This is a genomic window from Candidatus Saccharimonadia bacterium (assembly GCA_035544015.1).
In the GTDB taxonomy this organism is placed as follows: Bacteria; Patescibacteriota; Saccharimonadia; order UBA4664; family UBA4664; genus UBA5169.
Genome location: DATKIP010000067.1, coordinates 1 through 1,939 on the forward strand (window position 1 = coordinate 1; position 1,939 = coordinate 1,939).

Genomic DNA, 1,939 nt, shown 5'->3' on the forward strand with positions numbered 1-1,939 from the left:
CCTTGGTCCAAAACGTCATGGCATCTGCCCAGGATTTCTGCCACTGCTCCGCGAAATGCGCCCAGAATTGCAAAGGGTTCGCTCCTATTGCGGTAAGAGGGGCAAACTTCGTGGCGACGGTATGATTTTGCGATTCCCAGACCGAGGCGAGTCGGATTCATTCTGGGAATGGTGCCGCCTGCCGATCTTGACCGTCTGTCGTATGCCGAGCTGAAGAGCTTGGTGATAAAGCAGTTTGAGGTCATAGCCGAGTTGCAGCGAACTGTTGGCGCGCTACGAGACGAGATCGCCCGGCTCAAGGGCGGGCCGGGCCGGCCGAATATCAAACCGAGCGGCATGGAGAAGGCGACCGAGCCGAAGCCGCAGAAGCCTGCCGGCAAGGAGCGCCCCAAGCGGGGGCCCACGAGGACAAAGCTGACAATCAATGAGGAGAAGACCGTCAAGGTGGCGGCGCCACCCGGCTCGCGCTTTAAAGGCTACACGAGTTTCGTCGTGCAGGATTTGGTCCTGCGCGCCCACGTCGTTGATTTTCGCTGCGAGCGTTGGCTGACCCCCGACGGTACCATGCTGACCGCCGCGTTGCCGGACGGCCTTGCGGGCCACTTCGGGCCAGAACTGCGTCGCTTCATTTTGGCGCAATATCATCAAGGCCAAGTCACCGTGCCGCGACTGGTAGAGATGTTGCGGGCGCTCGGCATTTTCATCTCCAAGCGACAGGTTGTTCGCCTGCTGATTGAGGGCCAGGAGCCATTCCTCAACGAGGCGAACGAAGTGCTGCGCGCCGGACTTTCAAGTGCCGCCTGGATTACCGTGGACGACACCGGAGTCCGTCACAAAGCCAAGAACGGCTTCTGTACCCAAATCGGCAACGCGCACTTCACATGGTTCGGCACGACAGACAAGAAAAACCGTGCCAACTTCCTCGCGCTTCTGCGCGCTGGCTACGGTGACTACATCATCAATGGCGAGGCGCTGGCCTATATGCGCCAGCGTAGCCTGGCAGCGCACGTGATCACCCGCTTGGCCGATCATCCCGACCAGTATTTCGCTGACCAGCAAGCATGGACCGCGCATCTTGAAAAGCTCGCCATCACCATGCTCAAGGTCAACCCCGATCCGGTTGAGATCGCCACCGAGGGTGCGCTGTGGGGGAGCATCAAGGCCCATGGTCTGCTGCCCAATACCGTCATCGTCAGCGATGATGCGGGCCAATTTAACGTCGGTGAACACGGCCTTTGCTGGGTCCATGCCGAGCGCCTCGTTCACAAGCTTGATGCATTCACCGATGCGAACCGCAAAGCCCAGCGCCACATCCGCAGCCTGATTTGGCGCTTCTACCGCGACCTCAAGGCCTATCGGTTGGCTCCATCCAAAAATCGCAAGGCAGCTCTCACGGCGAGGTTCGATCGCATCTTCATGCGCCAGACCGGTTTTGTCACTCTTGACCGGCTACTCAAGCGTCTGCACGCCAACAAAGCTGAGTTGCTGAAGGTGCTGGAACGTCCCGAAATCCCGCTCCACACCAATGGCTCCGAAAACGACATTCGCGGCGTGGTAACCAAACGAAAAGTCAGTGGCGGCACTCGTAGCGACGTGGGCCGCGATTGCCGTGACGGGTTCCTCGGCCTCGGCAAGACATGCAAAAAACTGGGGATTGTCTTCTGGAATTACCTTGGTTCGCGCCTCGGCATCAGCGGCCAACCCGACCTCCCGTCATTGGCCGATATCGTCAGGCACCGATGCGCCTCAGCCTAACCGTTGTCGCGTCGATAGGCCCCACTTGGCGCAGAAACCGGCCTCCGGCCAGGCCGACCTCGGTGACAGCTGCCACGACTTCTGCCCCTCTTACCCATATATGACCCAACCCGCTGTAACGCAATATCTTTTGAGCATTTCGCGGGCGATTGCCTTGGCTGCTTGAGCCTCAGAAGCTCGGCAC

Annotated in this window: 1 protein-coding gene; it reads left to right on the forward strand. The window is 59.6% G+C overall.

Going from position 1 to position 1,939, the window contains the following annotated elements; translation table 11 throughout:
• Window positions 1-168: 168 nt before the first annotated feature.
• Window positions 169-1,755 (forward strand): transposase, encoded by a 1,587-nt coding sequence (locus VMT30_03550; protein HVQ44015.1) that lies wholly within the window; start codon window positions 169-171, stop codon window positions 1,753-1,755.
• Window positions 1,756-1,939: the final 184 nt, after the last annotated feature.